General features: G+C 32.9%; 4 protein-coding genes. 2 read left to right on the plus strand and 2 right to left on the minus strand.

Translation table 11 applies throughout. The annotated features are described in order from the left end of the window. Nucleotides 1-260: 260 nt before the first annotated feature. Both Cyrtocomes_RS05250 and trpS read right to left on the minus strand, forming a co-directional pair. Entirely contained in the window at nt 261-1,472 is a 1,212-nt protein-coding gene (locus Cyrtocomes_RS05250) for a cation:dicarboxylate symporter family transporter (protein WP_410519707.1), read from the minus strand. 744 nt (nt 1,473-2,216) lie between these two features. Further along, nucleotides 2,217-3,209: a tryptophan--tRNA ligase gene (gene trpS, locus Cyrtocomes_RS05255; protein ID WP_322498142.1), complete on the minus strand. Its 993-nt coding sequence runs from the start codon at nt 3,207-3,209 to the stop codon at nt 2,217-2,219. A 294-nt stretch (nt 3,210-3,503) separates the two neighbouring features. Between trpS and Cyrtocomes_RS05260 the strand changes: the two genes are divergently transcribed. Together Cyrtocomes_RS05260 and Cyrtocomes_RS05265 are read left to right on the plus strand one after the other, a co-directional pair. Then, complete coding sequence (locus Cyrtocomes_RS05260) at nt 3,504-3,746, plus strand: tRNA-binding protein (RefSeq protein WP_322498143.1); 243 nt, start codon at nt 3,504-3,506, stop codon at nt 3,744-3,746. 298 nt (nt 3,747-4,044) lie between these two features. After that, entirely contained in the window at nt 4,045-4,674 is a 630-nt protein-coding gene (locus Cyrtocomes_RS05265) for a hypothetical protein (protein WP_322498144.1), read from the plus strand. Nucleotides 4,675-4,741 lie beyond the last annotated feature (67 nt).

Raw genomic sequence — 4,741 nt, forward strand, 5'->3', positions numbered from 1 at the left:
ATGGATTATTAACGTATTGGATCGTGGAGAGCTATTGTCTGGTTTATGCTAAAACCTTCGAAAAACGATGCTAGATCTTAGACAGATAATTGGATTAGCTTATCTTACCAAAAGATTTTATAGGGAAGGAGTATACAATAGAGCAAGACAACACTAGACGTCACATTGGAAGAATGAGGACCAAAGTAGTTTCAAAAAAGGAGGAGATGATTGATATATCTATTAAATTGCGCTCTTTCTATGCCAGAAATCTTTAAGGTTCATAGAGAGGCTTTTCTATCTTTTTTTGTATGAACACTCTCGATCTTTTTATCTCTAAACTTAAATTCTACAATTCTGTCAATCAACTTTGCAAATGCTCCATTGCCTAAAACATTTGCGCAAGTAATAACAGGGTCGAATAATATATACAACGCAGTAATAAGTGACATCATATCAGCATTGAATCCAAGATAATCTTGCAATATCGGCAACATCACAATTATCCCACCGCCCGGAATGGCAGCAACAGAGAATTTAGCCAATACAAAATAAGAAGCAAATATTACATATTGCATTAAAGATGGTTCAGACATACCAAAGCTTTTTAACACTGCGTATGCAAAAATAGGTATGGCAAAACAATCACCAACAAGATGAATATTCACTGTAGCGGGTATCACAGATCTAGCAATATCTTTATTTCGTGCATTGCGCTCTGCACCTATTATGGTAAGTGGCATACTTGCAGCGCTCGACATTGTACTAAACCCACTGATAGCGGCAGGCATAATATTTGCTAGATTATTCAGTGATTGTTTAATATTGAACTTGTTAAGTATGATATATGATAAGAGTATATAAGTAAATTGAGAGCAGGCTATTACAATAAATATCACTGAATAATTTTTAAGCATCGATTCTATTATGCCGTCATATTTAAGCTTTATAATAAATCCAGCAATAAATAATGGTATTAAATATATAAATCCAGAAAGTAGCTTATGTATATAAAACACCACATATTTTGAGGAAAGATTTGCAAGTTTTGGATAAAATTTTAAGCTCATAAAACCTAATATTATTCCAGCAAAGATTGCTTTATCATTTGATATAAGTGTAGGTAAATGCAATTCCCATAAAGGCTGCAAATCTAATGAATTTTTTGGAGTTAAAATAGATAAATCAAAATTATAAACAATTATCCCAACATAATGACTTAAAAATGTAGATAGAAAGTTGGAACAGCACACTAATGTAAAGATAAGCCCTATGATTTTACTGGCATTATTTGATAATGATACGATTGTTTTAAATAAGAGGCACAAAATCACGATTGGCAATATCATAATTATGAATGATTTAATAGTTATGCTGATCGAATATACTACTTGTTGTATCGTTAATGGTAGATCTATAAATATTACTGCTACAATAATAGCCAAGAGCACAAATGGTATTTTATAAAACATAAACCAATATAATTGATACATATGTTATAATGTAGTGACATAGTTTTATTTCCTTTACAAGTAATAAATGAAGTAAGGCCGTTAATTTATTTAGTGGTCGCAAAGGTATGTGAAGTATATAAGTTGATTTTTCAAGCCGTATTAGTCAAATCTTAAAGATGGTATAAGCTAAAAAATCTAGGCTTGCAGAGTATAGACTGGATTATCACACCAAATTTGTATCAAAAGACCTTTTCGGAAACTATTATAAAACTAATTCTATACTATTTAAGCATAATTACTCCAGTTACTCATAAAGTTATAGGATTTGTATATTTTTATGCATCTTCTGCTTGAGAATTCATGTATTCCTGCGCATCCTCTGCTGCAAAATCTGTGTCTTCATATTTATCTCCTGAAGATAATAAAATATTTCATAGTGATGATTTTTAGTTAATGATCAACACTTTTTCAATTGGTGTCTCTGTGGAAATTTTGGCCACTCTCTTCCGACACAACTAATAAGACTTGCAGCTTTATGAAAAAAGCTTGTTAGCATTAAACTGAGGTATTTGGCTATAAGAAACTCCAAATCATCCAAAAGCAGACCTAAAAAACACTCAATCTATACCAAAAAGTCAATGTATCTAAGCAAAGTTATTCATCGATTATTTTTATATTCTAAAGATAGGATATATTGTGCTAAACAGATCGTACATAAAACCATAGGCTAGCTGAATACATATCTAGTGTTGAGGTATGCTACACCACCATATCCTTCTGTACTTAAAAATATTTCACACCAATCGCTTCGCGTACTTGCTCCATTGTCAATACAGCTGTTTTGCGAGCTTTTAATGTACCTTGCTCAAGAATATTAATTATTTGATTTTTTGTATATTCCAGACGTTTTTCTCGGATTGGGAGTAAAAATTCTTGCAACACATCATTGAGAATATTTTTGATTGCAGTGTCACCAAGTCCCCCACGTTCATAATGCGCTTTTAAATTCTTTACTTCATCAGCATTTGGGTGAAATGCATCTAAATAAGTAAAAACAACATTTCCTTCTACCCTACCTGGGTCACTTACTTTGATATGTGCTGGATCAGTATACATTTGAAATATTTTACGTTTTACCTCATCTGCACTATCTGAAAGAAAAATGGCATTTCCAAGTGATTTACTAGCTTTTGCTTTGCCATCTATACCTACTAATCGTGATGATTTACTCAAAACAACTTTGCATTCCCTAAGACATTCTGAATTATAGATACGATTAAATTTCCTAACTATTTCATTTGTTTGTTCAATCATAGGAACTTGATCATCTCCAACAGGAACAACCTCAGCTTGAAATATTGTAATATCTGCAGCTTGACTTACCGGATAGCAGAAAAAGCCAGCAGGAATTGAATCATCATACCCCTTCTGCTGAATCTCTGTTTTAACAGTAGGATTTCTTTCAAGCCTTCCTAAAGTAACAAGATTTAGATAATAAACAGTCAGCTCAGCAATTTCAGGTATCTGAGATTGAATTAAAATAGTTGTAATTTCAGGATCAATACCAACGCTCAAATAATCCTTTGCTACCTCAAACACATTCTCTGTAATTTTTGTTGGATCTTCAAAGTTGTCAGTAAGGGCCTGAACATCAGCGATCATGACATATTGTTCAAATTCATGCTGCAACCTTACTCTATTTTGCAAAGAGCCAATGTAATGTCCTAAGTGTAATTTACCAGTTGGTCTATCACCGGTTAAAATTTTCTTTTTCATTTTGATGAAACCTTCAAATATTTATGTCCTATAAAATAATCCACTCATCTTCAATGACAGAATACTTAAGGACTTGACTTTAAGTAGCTAAAATAATAGCTCATAATAAAAAAGGAAAGCAATATTATAAGAGTCGTATAAAACTCCCTGGCGCTTGGGTTGATTGTGCATTTTTTATAACTGTATTATATGCTGGATTAGCTATATGTGAAATTATGCAAGAGGTTTATTGCTGGTTAAAGCAGATGAAAAAGAAAATTTAATAAAAATTATAGATTAAATCGAGGGTAGCAAATGACAATAATAACATGCGAAGAATTTAAACGTGTGAAGTTGCATTCCGGTACGATTGTGAAACTAGAAGAATTTTCAAGAGCTAAAAAGTCGGTATTTAAAGTATGGATAAATTTTGGTCCTGAGATTGGAGTACTGCAAGCTCAGGTTACTGTGCATTACGCGCCAAAAACACTTCTTGGGCGCCAAGTTGTTGGATGTGTTAATTTGGGAGAGAAGAATATAGCTGGTTTTACATCTTAGACTTAACAAGCTAGAAGAAAACTACTTCTAGCTTCTTTTTAAGATTACAACAATATATTGGCAATTTCAGCTAATATATTACCAACATAAGCTACTAAAGAGAGAGATATATATCCAGTAATCACTATGTAATTCATTATAATATAACTTAATACCATTAATCCTTAGTAAAATGTAAATTGGTAGGATAATAGCGATAATAGCTAAAATCATACCAGCATTACCTAAGGATCACTTTGGAAACAACCTAGAAAACTGGATCAAGTACGCAAAAAGTGTAGCAAGCAGTAGATATCTGATGGGTAAACTCAACAAGAACTTTAAACCACAGTTTGGATTTTTAACAAGAGAAGATGTTGTGATAAAGGTCCTAAGCGGAGGTTATGGAGTTAAAGCTGATAAGCCTTGCAAACAGGCAGAATCACAGCATATACAAGCAGAACCACAGCATGTAGTACCTAAAAAAGATGTAGCTGAAGAGGTACATGAGATCTCGACATCAAAAGAAATTACAAATCATAAACTTAACTCACAAGATAATCATGGACCTAGCCAACAAGAAACACTACAAATAATGGAACGAGAATGGAACGAAGTATTCAAACACTCAATCAGACCAATACCATTCTATAGCTCGAAGAAGAACAGGCATACATTGCTACACATATGGAGAGAGCACTTTGACTGTGACATAGAAAAATGGAGGTCATATGCAATAGCAATTAACGGGAGTGAGTTTTTAATGGGAGAAAAGAAAAAGAGCTTTAGAGCAAACTTTTCCTGGCTGATAAAAGAAGAGACAATAGAAAGAATCAAGGGAGGAGACTATGGAGTAGGAGACAGGGAGCTAGATATGAACAGAGCTGAAGAAAACAGAATCAAAAAAGTAAAAGAGATAGGCACTGTTAACAAAGGTTTTGCCAAATAATGGAAAAGATGCAATATTATATTGGAGGCGATAAATATGGTATTTAGATGGATAAAAGGTTGTTTCC

Source organism: Candidatus Cyrtobacter comes (assembly GCF_034470605.1).
Classification (GTDB): domain Bacteria; phylum Pseudomonadota; class Alphaproteobacteria; order Rickettsiales; family Midichloriaceae; genus Cyrtobacter; species Cyrtobacter comes.